19 protein-coding genes are annotated in these 19,297 nt (G+C 37.8%); all 19 read left to right on the plus strand.

Annotated elements, in window-relative coordinates; all coding sequences use genetic code 11:
- Positions 1 to 98: 98 nt before the first annotated feature.
- The 19 genes from MKX67_RS01625 to MKX67_RS01715 all read left to right on the plus strand — a co-directional run bounded on the left by MKX67_RS01625 (position 99) and on the right by MKX67_RS01715 (position 19,286).
- The gene (locus tag MKX67_RS01625; protein WP_095370971.1) at positions 99 to 1,361 is read left to right on the plus strand and encodes a cation:dicarboxylase symporter family transporter; all 1,263 of its coding nucleotides are present in this window, start codon (positions 99 to 101) and stop codon (positions 1,359 to 1,361) included.
- A 270-nt stretch (positions 1,362 to 1,631) separates the two neighbouring features.
- Positions 1,632 to 1,772 (plus strand): hypothetical protein, encoded by a 141-nt coding sequence (locus MKX67_RS01630; RefSeq protein WP_342488797.1) that lies wholly within the window; start codon positions 1,632 to 1,634, stop codon positions 1,770 to 1,772.
- A 945-nt stretch (positions 1,773 to 2,717) separates the two neighbouring features.
- Entirely contained in the window at positions 2,718 to 2,861 is a 144-nt protein-coding gene (locus MKX67_RS01635) for a hypothetical protein (RefSeq protein ID WP_322910270.1), read from the plus strand.
- A gap of 153 nt (positions 2,862 to 3,014) precedes the next feature.
- A complete protein-coding gene (locus tag MKX67_RS01640; protein WP_322910271.1) occupies positions 3,015 to 3,467 on the plus strand; it encodes a GNAT family N-acetyltransferase in 453 nt (150 codons plus the stop codon).
- 15 nt (positions 3,468 to 3,482) lie between these two features.
- A complete protein-coding gene (locus MKX67_RS01645) occupies positions 3,483 to 4,484 on the plus strand; it encodes a DUF1835 domain-containing protein (RefSeq protein WP_095370968.1) in 1,002 nt (333 codons plus the stop codon).
- A 112-nt stretch (positions 4,485 to 4,596) separates the two neighbouring features.
- Positions 4,597 to 5,292, plus strand: coding sequence for a response regulator transcription factor (locus MKX67_RS01650; protein ID WP_095370967.1), 696 nt, complete (start codon positions 4,597 to 4,599; stop codon positions 5,290 to 5,292).
- Positions 5,289 to 6,641, plus strand: a complete 1,353-nt coding sequence (locus MKX67_RS01655; protein WP_095370966.1) for an ATP-binding protein — start codon at positions 5,289 to 5,291, stop codon at positions 6,639 to 6,641. The genes MKX67_RS01650 and MKX67_RS01655 overlap by 4 nt, the downstream gene beginning before the upstream one ends.
- Positions 6,642 to 6,648: 7 nt before the next feature.
- Positions 6,649 to 7,329, plus strand: coding sequence for a PepSY domain-containing protein (locus tag MKX67_RS01660; protein WP_095370965.1), 681 nt, complete (start codon positions 6,649 to 6,651; stop codon positions 7,327 to 7,329).
- A gap of 106 nt (positions 7,330 to 7,435) precedes the next feature.
- Positions 7,436 to 7,999, plus strand: a complete 564-nt coding sequence (locus MKX67_RS01665) for a PepSY domain-containing protein (protein WP_095370964.1) — start codon at positions 7,436 to 7,438, stop codon at positions 7,997 to 7,999.
- A gap of 219 nt (positions 8,000 to 8,218) precedes the next feature.
- Complete coding sequence (locus MKX67_RS01670; protein WP_095370963.1) at positions 8,219 to 9,115, plus strand: NAD(P)/FAD-dependent oxidoreductase; 897 nt, start codon at positions 8,219 to 8,221, stop codon at positions 9,113 to 9,115.
- A gap of 18 nt (positions 9,116 to 9,133) precedes the next feature.
- The gene (locus tag MKX67_RS01675; RefSeq protein WP_095370962.1) at positions 9,134 to 9,565 is read left to right on the plus strand and encodes an Rrf2 family transcriptional regulator; all 432 of its coding nucleotides are present in this window, start codon (positions 9,134 to 9,136) and stop codon (positions 9,563 to 9,565) included.
- A 177-nt stretch (positions 9,566 to 9,742) separates the two neighbouring features.
- Complete coding sequence (locus MKX67_RS01680; RefSeq protein ID WP_233435322.1) at positions 9,743 to 10,288, plus strand: glycerol-3-phosphate acyltransferase; 546 nt, start codon at positions 9,743 to 9,745, stop codon at positions 10,286 to 10,288.
- Entirely contained in the window at positions 10,288 to 11,886 is a 1,599-nt protein-coding gene (locus MKX67_RS01685) for an aminotransferase class V-fold PLP-dependent enzyme (RefSeq protein ID WP_322910272.1), read from the plus strand. Before MKX67_RS01680 ends, MKX67_RS01685 begins: the two co-directional genes overlap by 1 nt.
- Positions 11,883 to 13,724 carry an LTA synthase family protein gene (locus tag MKX67_RS01690; protein ID WP_322910273.1) on the plus strand — a complete coding sequence of 614 codons (1,842 nt, stop codon included), beginning with the start codon at positions 11,883 to 11,885 and terminating at the stop codon, positions 13,722 to 13,724. Before MKX67_RS01685 ends, MKX67_RS01690 begins: the two co-directional genes overlap by 4 nt.
- A gap of 10 nt (positions 13,725 to 13,734) precedes the next feature.
- A complete protein-coding gene (locus MKX67_RS01695; RefSeq protein ID WP_095370958.1) occupies positions 13,735 to 14,022 on the plus strand; it encodes a DUF4190 domain-containing protein in 288 nt (95 codons plus the stop codon).
- A 140-nt stretch (positions 14,023 to 14,162) separates the two neighbouring features.
- Positions 14,163 to 14,963, plus strand: coding sequence for a DUF2837 family protein (locus tag MKX67_RS01700; RefSeq protein ID WP_342488798.1), 801 nt, complete (start codon positions 14,163 to 14,165; stop codon positions 14,961 to 14,963).
- 17 nt (positions 14,964 to 14,980) lie between these two features.
- Positions 14,981 to 16,012: a S66 peptidase family protein gene (locus tag MKX67_RS01705; RefSeq protein ID WP_322910275.1), complete on the plus strand. Its 1,032-nt coding sequence runs from the start codon at positions 14,981 to 14,983 to the stop codon at positions 16,010 to 16,012.
- A 581-nt stretch (positions 16,013 to 16,593) separates the two neighbouring features.
- Positions 16,594 to 16,869 carry a hypothetical protein gene (locus MKX67_RS01710; RefSeq protein ID WP_180317025.1) on the plus strand — a complete coding sequence of 92 codons (276 nt, stop codon included), beginning with the start codon at positions 16,594 to 16,596 and terminating at the stop codon, positions 16,867 to 16,869.
- 1,238 nt (positions 16,870 to 18,107) lie between these two features.
- Positions 18,108 to 19,286 carry an acyl-CoA dehydrogenase family protein gene (locus MKX67_RS01715; protein WP_251163015.1) on the plus strand — a complete coding sequence of 393 codons (1,179 nt, stop codon included), beginning with the start codon at positions 18,108 to 18,110 and terminating at the stop codon, positions 19,284 to 19,286.
- Positions 19,287 to 19,297 lie beyond the last annotated feature (11 nt).

The following is a 19,297-nucleotide window of genomic DNA, read 5'->3' on the forward strand; positions in this document are numbered from 1 at the left end:
AAGGCTTTTTTTTTTGGTTTATTTTCACCTTAAATTAATTAACCTTGTTTCCCTTGCCTAAGCACTAGATCAAATTTATAGAAGGTGAGGTTTTTTAAATGAAAAAAATATTTAAAATGAGTCTAGCTACTCAAATTTTGATTGGTCTTATTTTAGGTATTGTCATTGGTGGTATTTTCTACGGAAATGAAACCGCTCAAAGTTTTTTACAGCCATTTGGTGATTTATTTATCCGTTTAATTAAAATGATCGTCGTACCGATCGTTCTTTCAACAATCATCGTTGCTATTGCTGGTGTTGGTGACATTAAATCAGTCGGTAAGCTCGGCGGGAAATCACTGTTTTATTTCATTGGAATGACAATGGTAGCGATTGCAGTGGGACTTATTTCTGCTAATATATTCCAACCTGGAGCGGGTTTGGATATGGAGAGCTTAGAACAGAATGATATTTCTGGATATGTTGAAACGAATGAAGAGCAAGAAGGAAAATCAATAGCCGACACACTATTGCATATTGTACCGACAAATCCGGTTCAAGCAATGGTGGAAGGTGACATGCTTGCGATTATATTCTTTGCCGTTGTATTTGGACTAGGAGTCGCAGCAATAGGTGAAAAAGGGAAACCAGTATTAAGATTTTTTGAAGGCACAGCTAAGGCCATGTTTTATGTAACAAACTTATTTATGAAGTACGCACCAATAGGGGTGTTTGCGTTAATTGGTGTGACTATTTCAAAATATGGTTTTGCTTCATTGATTCCTTTGGGGAAATTAGCGTTAACAGTGTATGGTACAATGGCATTCTTCGTTATCGTTATTTTAGGAATTATGGCTAAAATTATCGGTGTGAATATCTTTAAATTACTTGGATCCATTAAAGAAGAATTACTGCTTGCTTTCTCAACAGCGAGTTCAGAAACGGTTCTTCCAAGAATTATGGACAAGATGGAACAAGCAGGAAGCCCGAAACATATCGCTTCTTTTGTTATTCCAACTGGTTACTCATTTAACCTCGATGGTTCCGTTTTATACCAAGCCATTGCAGCATTATTTATTGCACAAATGTTTGGTATTGAGTTAAGTATTGTTGAACAAATCACACTAATGCTTGTACTAATGATTACTTCTAAAGGTATGGCAGGTGTACCAGGCGTTTCGTTTGTTGTTCTACTAGCTACTTTCAGTACAATTGGACTACCTGCAGCAGGTCTTGCTTTTATCGCAGGTATCGACCGTATCCTAGATATGGGTCGTACAGCAGTAAACGTAGTTGGTAATTCCCTTGCTGCACTTGTTATCGCAAAGTGGGAAGGCCAATTTAACCCGCCAGCTGATAATAAAGTTCAAAAAGCTTCTTAAAAGTTATCATAGAATTTGTATGCCACAGAATTTAATTCTGTGGTATTTTTTTTGTTTGCGATTAATAGTCTAACTTGGCTGCATAACCTAAAATGCGAGGGAAGAGAATAAGAAACTATGTGGCAGGAATCAAATACACGCACAAGCTAAGGGAAAGAGAATAAGAATTGCGCGAAAATGTCAGATACGCGCAAAAGCGGTATAGAGGAAGCCGAGGAAATGCGCGAAAGAGCCAAATATGCGCACAAGTTATGAGAAAGAGAAGAAGAATTGCGCGCAAAAGCCGGATACGCGCAAAAGAGGTATAGAGGAAGCCGAGGAAATGCGCGAAAGAGCCAAAAACGCGCACAAGTTATGAGAAAGCGAAGAAGAATTGCGCGCAAAAGCCAGATACGCGCAAAAGAGTCATAGAGAAGGCAGAGGAAATGCGCGAAAGAGCAAAATATACGCACAAGTTATGAGAAAGCGAAGAAGAGTTGCGCGGAAATGCCGGATACGCGCAAAAGAGTCATAGAGGAGGGGAAGGAATTGCGGGAAAGAGCCAAATACGCGCACAAGTTATGAGAAAGAGAAGAAGAGTTGCGCGGAAATGCCGGATACGCGCAAAAGGGTCATAGAGGAGGGGGAGGAATTGCGGGAAAGAGCCAAATGCGCGCACAAGTTATGAGAAAGAGAAGAAGAATTACGCGCAAAAGCCAGATACACGCAAAAGAGTCATAGAGAAGGCAGAGGAAATGCGCGAAACAGCAAAATATACGCACAAGTTATGAGAGAGAGAAAAAGAATTTCGCGCAAATACCGAATACGCGCAAAAGGGGTATAGAGGAAGCCGAGGAAATGCGCGAAAGAGCCAAAAATGCGCACAAGTTATGAGAAAGAGAAGAAGAATTGCGCGCAAAAGCCAGATACGCGCAAAAGAGTCATAGAGAAGGCAGAGGAAATGCGCGCAAGAGCCAAAAATGCGCACAAGTTATGAGAAAGCGAAGAAGAATTGCGCGCAAAAGCCAGATACGCGCAAAAGAGGTATAGAGAAGGGGGAGGAAATGCGCGAAAGAGCCAAATATGCGCACAAGTTATGAGAGAGAGAAGAAGAATTTCGCGCAAAAGCCAGATACGCGCAAAAGCGGTATAGAGGAAGCCAAGGAAATGCGCGAAAGAGCCAAATATGCGCACAAGTTATGAGAGAGAGAAAAAGAATTTCGCGCAAAAGCCAGATACGCGCAAAAGAGGTATAGAGAAGGGGGAGGAAATGCGCGAAAGAGCCAAAAACGCGCACAAGTTATGAGAGAGAGAAAAAGAATTGCGCGCAAATACCAGATACGCGCAAAAGAGGTATAGAGGAAGCCGAGGAAATGCGTGAAAGAGCCAAATATGCGCACAAGTTATGAGAAAGCGAAGAAGAATTGCGCGCAAATGCCGGATACGCGCAAAAGTGGTATAGAGGAAGCCGAGGAAATGCGCGAAAGAGCCAAAAACGCATACAAGTCTAAAAAAAAGTAGGAAACACTTTACTCCAAAAGTATCGCGCTCAATGCGGACTTCGCTGTCAAAAGCAGGGCCCTGCATATTAAATGGCTAGTTAGGGCCTTGAATAGATAGGAAGTGGTATAATTTACTAAAATAAGGAGGAGTCTATAATGCCGATTCATTTAAATGTCGCAACAGGAAGCTGAGGAAATTTCTTTAACTTGGCAGTATGATGCCCCCTATGATTTTTATAATATTGAAGAAGATGAGGAGGATTTAGTTGCATTTTTGGATGAAAAAGAACGGGGCGAGTTTGTTTTTTTTGTAAAGGATGAAGAAGAGCTTATCGCTTTTTTGATGATTGAGCAAATGGGTGACTCAATGGATTTAGGCCTTGGGATGAGACCAGACTTAACTGGTCAAGGAAAAGGTGCCACTTTCTTAAAGGCTGCGATGTGTTTTTTAAGAAAGAATTATGAACCTAAACAGATGACATTATCTATAGCTACTTTCAATAAAAGGGCTATTAAACTATATAAACGAGTAGGGTTTCGCACGAGTCGCATATATATGCATGAAACAAACGGAAGTACTTATGAGTTTATAAATATGGTAATTGATTGTTATAAAAGTGTATAGGGAGTGGATTAGCAGTTGCAAATTAAACAGCAAGTAGATAAATTATCGGATCATAAAGCAAGATCCTTACTGTTACAAATGTTATTACATACTGAAATGCTTCGTTCAGGAAATTACTCTGATGAGGATTATATGACTAGCATGAAGAAGTTTTATCAAGCAGTGTTAACATTTGATAAGGAAACTCCTCCTATTCAAGGAGGTAATATACATATTGTTTTTAGCGATTCGAGTGCGGGGAGTTTAAAACAAGCAATAAAGAAATTAAATATGAGTGATAGAGTCATTACTATTCCGATTAATTTTTCGATCGGGCCATTATGGCAATTGCATCAAATAGAGGGTCTTGAGAAGCGAAGGGACTGGTTGTTTGAACATATTAATTTAGAAGATGAATTTATTTTTGACTATATTCCACGGATAGAAGAAAGTTGGATGAAGTTACAGGCATTACCCGAACAATGTAAAATTTTTATTTGGGGATGTGAAAATGCGCATGAACAGGCAGGAATAGCCTATGCAGTCTACCTATTACGGGAGAAAAACAATCAAGTATATATAGGTTTAGATCAGGAGCACCAGCAAAGTTTAACACGTCAAGATATTCTACATACAGGTGAGCTTGCGCCCGAGCAGTGGATGGAATATATAAAAAATGTGGAAAATTATCTCCTCTTATCAATAGATGAACGTCAAAAATGGATAGAACTTTGGGTTACGCTTGCTCAATCGAAGGACGTCTTTTTAAGGACATGGAAAGAAGGAAGGTTGACTCCTGTCAGTGAACATTATTTAGATGAGATGATTATTGCTAAGGCAAGGGAGCTTCAAAAGGGAAAAGAATTTATGAAGTCTACCCGCCTAATTGGTGAGGTCATTGGACATTTAGACCAACCCATTGGGGATTTGTTTATTGAATACCGTTTAAGAACGCTAGCGTTCTTAGGTGTTTTTGAATTGAAGGGTGTGCCGAGGGCAATGAGATTTTATAGTGTACGCCTCAAGTCGAACGAATAATCAATATGGTGAGACCTCCTTCAAAAAAGGGAGATTTATTTAATGAAAATTTTAATTTGTTTTTAATGTTCTTTTGGTAAGTTAATAATAACTGTAAAAGGAGGCGTGGTGGATGGCAGAGGAGATTTTGATTGTTGAGGATGAGGAAAAAATTGCGCGCTTATTAGAGCTTGAATTAACGTATGAAGGTTATCAAGTGACAAAGGTGTATGATGGCATGGAGGCGATGAATCATTACCGAGAAAAAGAGTGGGATCTTATCCTCTTAGATGTGATGCTACCAGGTTTAAGTGGGATGGAAATTCTGCGTAGAATTAGAGGGAATGATACGGTTACACCGGTTATATTACTAACAGCTAAAGGTGCAGTAGAAGATAAAGTAACTGGACTTGATTTTGGGGCGAATGACTATGTCACCAAGCCTTTTCAAATAGAAGAATTGCTAGCACGAGTGAGAGCAGCTTTGCGATTGAAACAAAAAGGCGGTAAGGAAGAAGGAGGAAAATGGTTAACTTGTAGCGATTTAAAAATGAATGAGCAGACGAGAGAAGTCATGCGAGGGGAACAATCCATTGAGTTGACTGCTAAGGAATTCGATTTATTGCTCTATTTAGCTGAGAATGAACGCCAAGTGCTGACAAGAGACCAAATATTGTCTAAAGTGTGGGGGTACGATTACAGCGGTGATACAAATGTGGTTGATGTGTATATTCGTTATTTAAGAAGGAAGTTAGAAGTATCTGATGATGTCAAACCGCTTATTCAAACAGTAAGAGGTGTGGGCTATACCCTCAGGCAACCAACATGAAGATCAAAAATAGAATTCATTTATATACTGCGGTCTTATTTATTGTTTTACTCATTGTAATGAACTTTACAATATACTTTATTTTTCAATCCATTACGCTAGAGGGTGAGAAGGAGCAGGCAAAAGAAGAATTAAATAGGGTTTTAACTGAGTTCCATCAATCCCTAGGCACTCTTCCTCAAGGAAGCTTATTAAGGGCGTATGTACCGGTTGATGGGTTTATAAGAATTATTCATGAAAATGGAGAAGCAACAACAACCACTTCGATGGATAATGAAAAGGTAGATAAGCTGGCTTTTCAATTTGGAGCAAGTGATAAGACAGAAATTATTAAGAACGACCATATAGTTATTAGTTCAACACCAATGATTTTGCCTAGTGGAGAAGTGGCAAACTTACAAATAGGAAAAGATATTGAAGCAAGTTATCGAAATTTAAATATATTAAAGACCGTTCTCTTTATCGTAACGCTAGTTGCAACGATACCTGTATTCCTTTCAAGTAGGTTTGTCGGCAACGTGATTATTACGCCGATTCTTTCTTTAACTGCAACAATGAAGGAAATTAGAAATAGTGGCCAATTTAAACAGCTGGAGCTCCATCGAAATGCAGACATCGAATTGAGGGAAATGGGTGAAACCTTCAATCATATGATTACGTTGCTTGAGGAGAATGATGAGAAACAAAAGCAATTTATTGCTAATGCTTCTCATGAATTAAAAACACCATTAACAATCATAGAAAGTTATGCTAATTTGCTTAAGAGACGCGGGTACCAAGATAAAGATTTAGTCGATGAATCTGTTGAAGCTATCCACTCAGAGGCAATAAGAATGAGAGAACTAACTGAACAATTGCTTCTTTTGGCGAAGAATAACGAAGAATGGAATGTACAAAAACAGGAGATTACGCTCTCCCCGTTCCTTTCTGAAGTTAGTCGTTCATTTGAGAGGGCGTATCAGCGCCACATTACAATAAATGGCTTAAAAGAAACGACGGTCACTTCTGATGAGCAAAAGCTTAAGCAACTATTGTTTATCTTATTAGATAACGCTAGGAAATATAGTGAAAATGAGATTGAAATTATTATCGGGAAGGCAAATGAGCAAACATTTATTGAAGTAATTGATACAGGAGTTGGTATTTCTAAAGCTGATCAGGCGAGAGTGTTTGATCGCTTTTACCAAGTAGATCCCGCAAGGAAGCGGGGGAAAAATGGTAGCGGACTCGGTTTATCTTTGGCAAAAGAAATCTCAGAAGCGATTGATGTTCAGTTAACGCTTCAAAGCGAATTAGGAATAGGAACGAAAGTGAAAATACTTTTTGATAAAGGGCAAAGTCAGGAGTGATGAGAAAATGAAGAAGAAGGTAATTAGTAGCTTAGGATTCATTCTGTTTTTTTTCATCATGATCATTATTGTCTGGCTCTTGCTCAAACAGTTTGTGTTGCCATCGGATGAATTAGCTGAGAGCGAGGTAAAGCAGATAGTTGAGGAACGATATGGAGGCGTTATCCAAGAAACAGAGAATAAAGGTAAAGAGTTTATCGTTTCTTTCGATCGCGCAGGCCAAATGTATCAACTACACATTAATCGTGCAAGTGGTGAAATTGAAGAAATGTCAAGAATAGGAGAAGAAAAACAACGTTTAACGGAACAAGAAGTCAAGGAATTAGTGCAAACTGCTTCTTTAGGGGAAATTGATTCAGTAAATCTAAAAGAAAAGTCAGGCGAAGAAGTATTTGTCGCTCAAGTAGTTAAAGACGGAGAAGCGCGTGAAATTACCTTACATGCAGTAACTGGGAAAGTCCTTTCAAATGAGCTGGCCAATGAACAGCCTCCGAAAAATACGATTCTGACAGAAGAAGAAGCGATTGAAATTGCTCTCCAAGCTGTTCAAGGCGAAGTAGACGATGTTGACTTGGAAAATGAAGAGGATCATGTCTTCTATCTTATCGAAATTGAAACGGGTGATGAAAAAGAGGCTATAGTTGAAGTGAATGCCATTACAGGTGAATCAACTGTGACTTGGGATTAATGAAAAAGAAGTGAATTCTAATCTTATTTTAATCTTCCTCACAATTTTATCTCATGATAGCTGTTTAATATAGCAGTATAGACATAACAAACAGGAGGAAATTAAAATGAAAAAAGTAGGAGTAGGTTTATTAGCAGGAGCTATTACATTAGGAGGCGTTTTCGCTGCAACCACATTTGCCAATGATGATGCCCCAAAAGCAACGGTAACAAATGGTGAAGAAGTGAAACAAAAACAAACAAGCAATACAAATGAAGGAACCCTTTCAATTGAAGAAGCAATCAAGACAGCACAAGAGGAAGGGAAAGGAAAAGTAACTGATGTTGAATTAGAGTGGGAAAGAGGAAATCTCGTATATAATGTAGAGCTACAAGGGAATGGGACTGAAACAGATGTAGAGTTAAATGCAAATACTGGTGAAGTGCTTAAAGTGAAATCAGAGAAAGAAGATGAGCAGGACGAAGAAATTACACTGGATCAAAAGCTATTCTCTGCAAGTGAAGCCATTCAATTAGCTGAAAAAGAAGCAGGCGGAGAGTTCAGTGAACTGCAACTTGATCACGATAATGGGACACTTATTTACGATATTGAATTAGAAGGCAAACAAGAAGCAGAAATAAAAATTGATGCTTTAACGGGTAAAGTACTAAAAGTTGAATTAGATGATTAATAAAAATAATAAGAGAGTGCTCATCTTCTGGTGAGCACTTTTTATTATGAACATAAGTACAAATAATGAGAGTAATTCGCCAACTGCTGCTATTAATTTTTATCTAGAAAACGTCTTTACTCTAAAGTGCGAGTTGTTTTCCTTGTTTTTAATCGTTATACTTCTTATTATAGATATTAAAGGTCTATAATATATTTATATTGAGGAGTGAGTAATAAAATGTTAGATTGTGTGATTATTGGTGGCGGTCCAGCAGGTATGAATGCGGCGCTTGTATTAGGGAGAGCAAGAAAAAATATCATGCTTTTTGATGATGATAAACCGAGGAATAGTGTTACACATGAATCACATGGTTTTATTACACGAGATGGAATTGCACCAGTTGAATTTAAACGTTTAGCAAAAGAAGATCTTCAGAAATATCCAAGCATTTCATTAAAGAACGAAAAGGTGACGGGGCTTAAAAAAGAAAACAATATATTCCTCATTAAGACAAGCTCAGGTAATCTTATACAATCGAGAAAAGTGATTTTAGCAACGGGAGTGAAGGATCAATTACCTCCTATTAAAGGATTAAAAGAGTTATATGGCAAAAGTATCTTTCATTGTCCTTTTTGTGATGGTTGGGAGTTAAGGGAGAGAAAACTCGTGGTTGTTTCTGAGATGGAAGGTATTACCCATATGGTTAAATTACTAACGAATTGGAGTAATGATATTATTGTATGCTCTAATGGGAAAAAGATTTTAACAGGAGAAGAAAAAGAAATGTTAGCCTCGAAAGGAATCCGTGTATTGGAGGAAGAAATTGCTTATTTACATGGTGAAGAGGGACAATTACAAGAAGTTGTCTTTACAAATGGGGATAGATTAGAAAGGAATGGTGGATTTGTTGGGATGATGTCAAAGCAAGCTTCTCCTTTAGCTGATATAATAGGTTGTAAAGTAAATGAAAATGGTGGCATTATCACAGACGAATTTGGTAGAACAAATATAGAAGGTGTTTATGCTAGTGGTGACACATCAACAATGCCAATGGCTCAACTTATATTTGCGGCTAGTGACGGAAGTAGGGCGGGCATTGCTGTTGTGAGTGATTTATTAGCCGAAGATTTTTAGAAAAAAGGAGTAGTAAAAATGAAATATTCAAGTGCGACGAATTATGGTTTACACACAATGGCTTACTTATACTTGGCTCCAAAAGGTGAATCTGTCGGGGTGGACGTGTTAGCAAAAGTGCAAGATCTATCGCCGACTTATTTATCAAAAATATTAACAAAGCTGGTAAAAGCGGGGTTAATCGAATCCACACCCGGAGCAAAAGGTGGTTACCGTATAGTGAAGCGTAATGGAGATATTTCATTTTTACAAGTGATCCAAGCGATAGAAGGAAGTAATCAACTGTTTCACTGTTCACTTGATCACGACCACCCACATAATGAAGGCTGTTTAATTGAGCAGGCAATGCTTAGAGCAGAAGAGCAAATGGTAAGACAGCTGGAGCAAACCTTCATTAGTGACATTGCTGAACAAATGAAAGCTTCTCAAAAAGCAGTTGATTTAAATTAAGTAAATGAAAATGGAATGAAAAGGCTCGAGACTCTATATGATTGGTGGCTTGAGCCTTTTTTTATATTTTAAAACCTATGTAAAAAATGACATTTAGGGTATTCCTACACATTGGATAATAATGTTAAGATATGAGGTATGTAGTTATGTTAAAAAGAGAGGTGACCCTTCCTGAATTTGGTTTTATGGGTTCTTTTTGCGTATGCTTGTGGTTGTTTAAATGGGGCCTATTATATTGGTCATTTTTTATATGGTGAGGATATAAGAGTAAAGGGAAGTGGTAATGCAGGTGCACGTAATGCCGGTAGAGTGATGGGTAGGAAAGCTTTTGTGTATACCGTGATTATTGATGCACTCAAAACCATTTTCCCTTTATTAGTAGTCATTTATTTGGGGGAAGCTAGTAATCTAGTACTCGCTTGCGTTGTGGTAGCAATCTTATGTGGTCATATCTGGCCAGTGCAATTACATTTCCATGGGGGAAAGGGAATTGTTGTCTATCTAGCTGTCTCATTGGTATTGTTGCCAATGGGTTTACTAATCGTCGGTGGACTCATTCTCCTGCTATATATCATCACAAAGAAGTTGACTATCCCTACACTAACTAGTTTTTTTATCATGCCTATTCTACTTATGATAAAAAGTAGTTGGATGTTAGCGGCGGCATACTTTTTTATGCTATTCATTATTGTAAGGCTGCATAGAAGTGGAGGAGTGGAATGATGACAGCAATTGTTTATAAACGTGCAGATCAAAGTTCTGAACTGGAGCAGATTCATCAATTAAACTATGAAACATTTGTAGAGGAAATACCGCAACATAGAGTGAATGAACAGAGAAAATTAATTGATCGCTTTCATGATGCTAATACATATATTATCGCTAAAAAAGAAGATGAAGTCGTTGGTATGATTGCTGTGAAAGGGACGAGACCATTTTCATTAGACGAAAAGCTTGATCAATTAGACGCGTACCTGCCACCAAACGAAACCTTATGTGAGATACGGTTATTATCTATCAAAGCACCTTATCGTGGGAGTCGCGTATTTTACGAGTTAAGCAAAGCTTTAGTTGATTTCTGTCTTAAAGAGCATTATACAATGGCTATCATTTCTGGAACATTAAGACAGACAAAGTTATATAGACATCTTGGATTCCGTCCCTTTGGTCCTTTAGTAGGTACAAAGGAAGCGCCATACCAACCAATGTATTTAACAAAAGAAAGTTTCGAGGCAGCATCTAAGCTTTTTCAAAAAATGCTGAGGCGGAACGCGAAAGAGAATGGACATTTTTTCCTTCCTGGTCCAGTTTCGATCGCAGATAAGGTAAAGGAGGCGTGGGGGAGAGAGCCAGTGTCCCACCGTTCTCATGAAGTAAGCTCTATGTTGAGCAAGCTAAAAAAGAAGCTTTGCGCATTAACTAATGCTAATGAAGTCGAAATAGCTGTTGGTACCGGAACAATGGCAAATGATATGGTTGCTGCCCATTTATCAATAGTAAATGAGAAGGGGCTTATTTTAGCAAACGGTGAATTTGGGTACCGGCTCATTGAGCATGGTAAGCGTTTCAAATTACCTTTTGCGACAGTTGAGAAACCATGGAACGCACCTATAGATATAAGCGAAGTAGAGAACATGTTACGGGACAATCGAGATATTGGCTGGATTTGGACTGTACACTGTGAAACATCTACAGGTTATCTTTTTCCATTAGAAGAATTGGAACAGCTTTGTCTGCAGTATAATGTGAAGCTATGTGTAGATGCTTGCAGTTCGCTAGGAATTGTTCCAGTTCATCTAAAGAATGTATATATCACGAGTGCGGTAAGTGGGAAAGGCTTAGGTTCATATCCTGGTTTAGCGCTGGTTTTTCATCAAACACAAATCAAGCCTCATCATCAATTACCGAAATATCTTGATATTGGTGTGTATCAGGCCAAGGCGAGTATTCCGTTTACACATTCATCAAATGGACTGTATGCACTATCTGTAGCGATAGAGAATCATCATTATGCAAGTCATGCTTTATATGAATTAGTACGTCAAAAATTAGTAGAGGCAGGCTTAAGAGTGTTTTATGGAGAAAATTATTCTCCGGGTATTTTGACTGTTCAATTAGAGATAGAAATTAGTTCAAGAGAGTTTGGCGATCAATTGAAGCACGTAGGGGTTTATGTCAGTTATGAAAGCAACTATTTGCTTGAGAGAAACTGGTTTCAGATTGCACTAATGGGGGAACAGAAAAAGGCAGATGTTGAGGATGCGATGATTCGCTTGCTTAAAGTCTATGACAGCTTTCATAGTAGGAAGGTAATGGGATGAAAAACTTTATAAATTGGGTTGGTAAGCATTATCTAGCTGCACTCTTTGTCATGTTATGGGTAAAGGTAGTGGTTGTTACATGGGTAGGCTTCAATTTAACCGTCGAGACATGGCTAGACTTTCTCGTCCTTCTCGTTAATCCAATTGGTATTAGCTTGCTACTTATGGGCCTTGCTTTTATATTCAAAAAAAGTTTTTCCATGATAGGCGTGTTAATTGCCTATGTGTTGCTTATTGGTTTATTATATGCGAACTTACTATATTATCGTTTCTATATTGATTTTGTAACAGTATCTGTCCTTATGCAGCTAAATAATGTTGGTGGACTTGGACCTAGTACGTTAGAGTTAATTTCGCCTTTAGATTTGCTATTATTCTTAGATATTATCTTTTTTGTTTATGTATGGCGAAAAACAAAACAAACAAAGTGGCAACCAGCTATGCCTCATAAAAAGAAGTATGTTGGCTTGACTATGGTCTTAATCATGATGACTGTTTCCCTCGCATTATTGAGAAATCCCTACGTGCTTCAAGCAAACTATGACAGGGAACAGCTTGTTGAGTCATTAGGGCTATATAATTATCAAGTGTTCAACATTATTAATAGTTTGCAATCACCAATGATGAAAGTATTAGCTAGTGATAAAAGTGTTGAGCCTGTAACTAACTATTTACAGGGGATGCCTGATACTAAATCAGACTATTTTGGTCTTGCTGAGGGAAAGAATTTAGTATTGATTAGCTTAGAGTCTACGCAGAATTTCGTCATTAACCGTAAAGTCAATGGAGAAGAAATTACCCCATTTCTTAACTCCTTAATAGAAGATAGTTATTATTTTTCAAATATATATGAGCAAGCAGCACAAGGAAAAACGTCAGATGCAGAGTTCATGATTCATACAGGCTTATACCCTTTATCCAGTGGTTCTGTCTTTGTTAGACGCCCTGAAAATGAGTTTATTTCTCTACCTAAATTATTGAAAGCAAAAAATAATTATAGCGCTGCCACTTTCCATGGTAACAGCATTAATTTTTGGAATCGAAAGCAAATGTATCCGAGCTTAGGGTATAATCAATATTTTTCTCAAGAGGACTATCATATTACAGAAGAGAATTCCGTAAACTATGGTATTAAAGATATTCCCTTTTTTGAACAATCAATCACACATCTTTCAACGCTAACTGAACCTTATATGGCTAGTTTCCTTACATTAACAAATCATTTTCCTTTTTTATTAGAAAGTGAGGACCAACGAATGCCTCCTGCTGATACGTCGGTTGACGTTGTTAATCGTTATGTGACAACGGTTAATTATGAAGATGCAGCGATTGAAAGATTCTTTGATTTGTTAAAAAAGGAAGGCATGTATGAAGACACCATTTTCGTTATCTATGGTGATCATTATGGGATTTCTCAAGAATTTGAAGAAGGCGTGCATGAGTTATTAGATCAACCGGAGACGCCGATTAATCATCTTCAATTGCAGCAAATTCCTCTTATTATTCATATACCTGGTGAAGAAGGTGCGATATTTGAAACAATCGGTGGCGAAATTGATATTCATGCGACTATCCTCGAACTAATGGGTATTGATGAGGAGCAAAGAACAAACTTTAGTGAAAACCTCTTTACGAGAGATCCTAATAAACCTGTTGTCTTTCGTGATGGCAGTATGGTAGCTAGTGAATATGCTTATCTTAACAATGCTTGTTACAGCATGAATACTGAATCACTAACTGAAGAAGAAAACTGTGAAACTTATCTAGAAACGGTACGTAAAGAACTTAAGTTATCTGATGAAATTATTTTAGGGGATTTATTTAGGTTTATAGAATAGGAGGGAAAGAATGGAACAACAAAAAACAAATACGAAAGCAGTGGTTTCCCTGACTCTAGGGATTCTCTCATTGCTCGTTCCATTTATCGGCTTCTTATTAGGGATTATTAGTATTGTATTTGGAAGGTTGTCAGCAAAAGAAATCCTGCAAACAGGAGAAAAAGGGAAATCGCTAGCAACGGCCGGCCTTATCTGCGGGATTATAGGTATCATTCTTACGGTCATATGGATATTATTTGCGTTACTTGGTTTCTTTGCTTATTCAACTTTTGAGACAGAAATACAGGAAATGCCTTAACGGAAATGCGCTTCTTCTAATGGAAGGAGCGTTTTTTTTATGCCCAAATACCAAAGGAAAAGGATGGTATTTTTTATTGTTAATTTATCCCACTTGATTTATAATTGCTTTTAATATAAAGAGCTGGAGTGAACAAGTTAATGGCAGAATTGATCACAGCAAAATTACTTTTGATCGCATGTTTTCTATTAATCGTTACATTAATAGAGACTTTAGCTTACTCGACTAGGATTGCTGGAACAAGAGTAAGGTTGATTGCTACAGCAATCTCATTGTTCAGTACATTAGTGATTGTCTCGCGATTTTCGACGATGATTCAGCAACCGATGACGGCAAAGTTGATTAATGCAGCACCTGAAGGGAATGTCATGAAGTTCATTGAAGAACAGTATCGTCTGTTAATAGGTGTATTGCTAGGCATATTGCTCTTCCCTACATTTATTTTGATATTTTCAAAGGCAATCGTGCAAATGTCAGAACAACGGGGCTCAATCCCCGCATTAGTAAAGAAAAATATGAATTTACGAGGAATCAAGCGTATGCTTTCATGTATTAGAATCCCACGTTTCTATTATTTAAAAGGAATTACGTTACAAACCATTCCTAAGCGCTTATTTTGCTTGAATGTAATCGTCACAGCGGTGTTTACGACAGGGGTGCTATCATCTATCTATGCTTCCATTATTGCACCAGAGTATGCGCAAGCAGCGTTAATGTCGTCGGGTATCATAAACGGTGTAGCAACAATTATTCTGACATTATTTATTGACCCAAAAGCTTCAGTACTAGCTGATAGGGTGGTAACTAACCCAAGCAAATATATTTATTTGAAAAGTTATTCATTAACAATGGTCAGTTCTAAGTTTGTTGGCACATTGGCAGCGCAAATCATATTCTTGCCTGCTGCTTACTATGTAGCTTGGTTTGCACGTTGGATATAACAGATGGGGGGATATATATGTTGAAAAAACCACAAAGATTGCAAAGAGGTGACCGAGTAGCAACGGTGAGTCCTTCATGGGGAGGTGCAGGAGAAGAAGAAATTAAATGGCGTTACGAACAAGGGGTAAGGCGGCTTGAACAAGTATTTGGACTAGAAGTCGTCGCAATGCCGCACAGCCTGAAGGGGGCAGATTATTTATATCAACATCCCGAAGCGCGCGCCGAAGACTTAATGGCAGCTTTTTCTGATCATAGTATTAAAGCCATTATTGCCAATATTGGTGGAGAAGAGAGTATTCGCTTGCTGCCCTATATTGATTTTGATGTGATAAAAGAAAACCCTAAAATATTTATGGGCTATTCAGATGTCACGATTACTCATTTATTCTGTCACAAAGCAGGGCTATCGTCTTTCTATGGACCTGCGATTTTAACAGACTTTGCCGAGAATGTTGAGATGGATCCGTACACGGTTGAAAGCATCGAACGTACGCTATTTTCCTCTTCTCCAATTGGTGAACTGATGCCTGCTCCGCATTGGACGAGTGAGAGACTCGAGTGGATAGAAGTCAATAAAGAGAAGCGGCGAAAAATGAATAAGAATAACGGTTATGAGGTCCTGCAAGGAAGCGGTAAGGTACAAGGATCGTTAATTGGCGGCTGTATTGAAGTGCTGGAATTTGCTAAGCAAACCATTCTTTGGCCAGAGAAAGAGTATTGGGAAGGTAGTATTTTGTTTTTTGAAACGTCTGAAGATAAGACGGCCCCTGATTATGTGAAGTATTGGCTCAGAAATTATGCAGCGCAAGGAATATTGAAAGCAGCAAATGGAATCGTATTTGCTAAGCCTTATGATGAAGCATACTATGAAGAATACAAGATGGTGATATTAACCGTTTTACAGGAATACGGTTTAACTGATGTACCCGTTCTTTATAACTTAAATTTTGGACATACCGAACCAAAATTTATTTTGCCTTATGGGGCAACTGCTCAAATTGATGCTGATCTTGGCTCCTTTGCCATCTTAGAAAATGGTGTGGAGTAGTGTTAGTCTATAATTACTGGATGAGTTCATTCATTGGTTTTATATTATTGCAATGTATTGTAGGAATTTGGTTGTTAGCAAAAAGGGCAAATAAGACTATGAGAGGTCTGGTTTTTTCTATCCTTTTTACATTTTGGATGTTAGTGAATGCGGTGTTTTTCTATTTTTTCGCTGGTTTATCAAGGGGATTTTGGGGCTCACTCTTGTTTTTCTTAATCGGAGGCTTGCTTATATATTATTTTTTGAAACGTCGGAATAAGGAATTAAAAAAACTTGAGAGACGGTGAAGGATATGGGTTTGTTTTTTGAAAAAAGTAAAGAAGAACCTATCAAGGCTTTTATGATACTACGGTTCATTCTCGCTTTTTTGCTATTATTCTATATCATGATAGGAATCAAAAACACTGAACTCTTTATATCAGGTTGGTTATATTTCATACTTGCCTTTAGTTTTCTGCTAGATTCAATAGAAGCCTGGATACAAAAAGGTAAATATAAGCTTCTATATATGATAATAGGTCTGCTTTTTTTGTGGCTGTTTTTTATTAGTTGAAAGAGACCCGATGAGGATGGTGATAGAGGTGGAGCAGTACAAAGCACAGAAAATGCTAATTCCTTTATTGTTGTTGCTAGTAAATATCGTTCTTACTTCTTTAATTATTCAAGAGCTTTTAGATACAACCGGCAAGATCTATGGCATCTTTGGATTACTTACCCCCATTTTAGCTATCATTTCTTTCTTTTATATTAGGAACAAAAATAGCATGAGCCCGCTCATTATCTTTTTACAAGGGTTAAATGGGTTTTTTGTTCTCTTTCCTATTATTGTTTTACTTGTTTCTTTCCTTGGATTGTAAATTTGGTATTTGGTCTCCTTGATATCAGAACCTGAGCTGTGAGCGTTGTCAAAGGAAGAATCACAAGGGGGCAGAAAAGAAAAATCGTCTGCCTGCTTAAGAAGTTGAGTTTGCGGACAAAAACTAATAGGAAAAGAAAGAAAACTTGGGGCAAGTTGCGTATATGAGCAAAAGTCATCCAGAAAATCAAAGATAAGTAGGGTAAAAGGAGGAGTCGCGACTAATCAGAGTGGAAACTGAAAGATAAGTAGCGAAAAAGAGGAAATCGCGACTAATCTGAGCCAAAACTTAAAGATAAGTAGCATAAAAGAGGAAATCGCGACTGATCTGAGCAAAAACACAAAGATAAGTAGCGAAAAAGAGGAAATCGCGACTGATCAGAGCAAAAACACAAAGATAAGTAGCGAAAAAGGAGAAATCGCGACTAATCAGAGACAAAACACAAAGATAAGTAGTGAAAAAGGAGAAATCGCGACTAATCAGAGCAAAAACACAAAGATAAGTAGTGAAAAAGGGGAAATCGCGACTAATCTGAACAAGAACTAAAAGATAAGTAGCATAAAAGAGGAAATCGCGACTGATCTGAGCAAAAACACAAAGATAAGTAGTGAAAAAGAGGAGATCGCGACTGATCTGAGCAAAAACACAAAGATAAGTAGTGAAAAAGAGGAGATAGCGACTGATCTGAACAAAAACACAAAGATAAGTAGCATAAAAGGGAAAACCGCGACTGATATGGAGGTAAAAGGTAAAGAACTGCGTGCATGTTGTGTTTACGCGCAAAATGGTACAAGAAAAGCAAGTGAAATTGTGAGTTAAAATTTATTAGCAGATATTTGTTTTTGTACATTCTTCGCTGCTGCCAGGAAAGGTTCCAGAGTCGAGAGCATCACAAACAAGAATCCTCTACTATGGTGCCCAATGGAAATTAATAGTTGATTTTCACAGCAACTCCTCTCTGTATTATTAGACGATATTTTCATAAAATCACAAAAAAGAAGCGTTCTTCATTTGAACGCTTCTTTTTCATTTTACGCCAGTTATTTTGTAAAAAAGTTTTCCGGCATGAACAAATAAAGACGAAAAAATCAAAAATCATGAACAGTTTTTGTTCTAGTTTGAATTTTCATTTTTCACTACACTAACAGTAGAAACTTAATTAAAAGAAAATTTCGAATCAACAATGTAAGCGATATCAAATTAATTGTTTTTATATTTCATAAACGGGGTGAGTAACAATGAATGTTAATACGGTGGATAATATAACGGAAGAAGCGCTATTACAGGGAGCCGAAAAGATTGGTATGCTCGCTGAAGAAGAAGCACATGAGGCTGATAAGAATGCCACGGTTTCAGCAAATGTTGTGAATTTGATAAAAGAAACACAAATCTCAAGGATGATGTTACCGAGGGAATATGGTGGGCCACAAGCGAGTTTATCTACTTTTGCAAAAGTGATTCAAAAGGTGGCAAATTATAATCTTTCTGCTGCTTGGTTAACCTTCCTTTACCCTTTACACAATTCATTACCATCTTATTTACCGAAAGCAGGAAGAGATGAAGTAGTCAATCAAGGTGGATTGATTGCAGATATCTTTGCAGCATTAGGTACAGCAGAACCTGATGGAGATGGATTAAGAATTAGTGGGAAATGGAATTTTGTCAGTGGCATTCTTCATAGTGATTGGGTTGGCGTAGGGGTGAAAGTTCAATTACCAGGACGTGATAAACCAGTAGTCTGCCTACCCATTTTGAAAACATCTGAGGTTGAAATCGTTAAAAATTGGGATACTTTTGGATTAAGAGGGACGGGAAGTAACCAAATCATTGCAGATAATGTGTACGTACCGAAAGAGCGTATTCTCGATTTAGAAAAAGCGGAATCAACAAGAAGGCCACCAGAAGAAGATTATGATAAAAGTTATCCGTTTTATCATGTGCCATTTTATCCGGCATTTTATATTGGATTCCCAGCGATTGCTATCGGTGGTGCGGAAAGAGTGATTGAAGAGTTTAAAGTGTTAACGGAAAAGCGTGTTCGTTTGATGGATGGGATGAGAGAAAGTGAGTCCCCTCGAAGTCAACGTGTAATAGCAGAAATTTCTACTGATTTGCATGCAGCAAAAGGGTTGATGGCTCAATACATTTCTTTATTAGAAAATTACGAAAAGGATGGCGAAATGACACCGCTCGGGGAGTTTTTTGCCATTAGAACTAAAATTATAAAGCTTTGTACAGATATCGCTGTTCGTGCCATGTTAACACTTGGTGGTGCTGCACTGTATAAAGGTGGAACTTTAGAAATGTTTATCCGTGATATTTTATCCGTGGCTACACATAAAACATCACTTTATGAAGATTCTGTTGCTGCTTACGGGCAAGACTTATTTGGATTTGAGAGTGGCGTCAGAGGTTAATGAAAGGAGAG

Origin of the sequence: Cytobacillus sp. FSL W7-1323 (genome assembly GCF_038595015.1) — a bacterium.
GTDB lineage: Bacteria > Bacillota > Bacilli > Bacillales > Cytobacillaceae > Cytobacillus > Cytobacillus kochii.